1 protein-coding gene is annotated in these 868 nt (G+C 49.8%); it reads right to left on the reverse strand.

Annotated features, from left to right (window positions below):
* Positions 1 to 868, reverse strand: an 868-nt coding sequence (locus KIV40_RS32735) for an aldehyde dehydrogenase family protein (RefSeq protein ID WP_285353538.1), incomplete at both ends; no start/stop codon positions are given.

Here is an 868-nt window from a genome sequence, read left to right on the forward strand (position 1 = left end):
GTTCTCTTTCTCGGCATAGTGGCCAACTTTGATAGAGCTCATCTGCTCTGTCAGTCTAGCAATCAGTGCATCTGCAACTTCATCTCCAACCGCCACTGCAACGGATAGCGCCATACAACGCTCGCCAGAAGAGCCAAAAGCAGCTCCAATCAATTGGTCCACGGCGTTATCCAAATCAGCATCTGGCATCACAATCGCATGGTTTTTCGCACCACCTAATGCCTGGCATCGCTTGCCATAACGCGCGGCTTCTTGATAAACGTAATGAGCAATCGGTGTTGAACCCACAAAGCTGACAGCTTCCACTCGTGGATCTTCTAGCAGCGCGTCTACCACCAGCTTGTCGCCATTAATCACATTGAACACACCGTCTGGCAGGCCAGCTTGCTGAAGAAGCTGCGCTAGGAATAGCTGCGCTGAAGGCACGCGTTCAGAAGGTTTGAGAATAAAACTGTTGCCGCAAGCAATCGCCATCGGGTACATCCAAAGCGGCACCATCGCCGGGAAGTTAAATGGCGTGATACCAACAACAACCCCAAGTGGCTCGAATTGACTCCAAGAATCAATTTGGCCTGCAACATCTTTACTGAATTCACCTTTAAGCAGTTCAGGAACCCCAGCAGCATACTCAATGTTTTCAATCCCGCGGATCAGCTCCCCCATCGCGTCGTGGCTTATCTTGCCATGCTCTTTACCTATCAACTCGCACAGTTTTTCTGCGTTGTCTTCCACCAACACTTTAAATTTAGCGAAAATCTGTGCGCGTTTTGCTGGTGGCGTTTTACGCCAATCTTGTTGTGCTCGCTGAGCAATGGTGATGACTTCATCGACCAAGGCTCTATCAGCCATTGCCAACTTAGACTCCACT

This window comes from Vibrio sp. D173a (assembly GCF_030248475.1).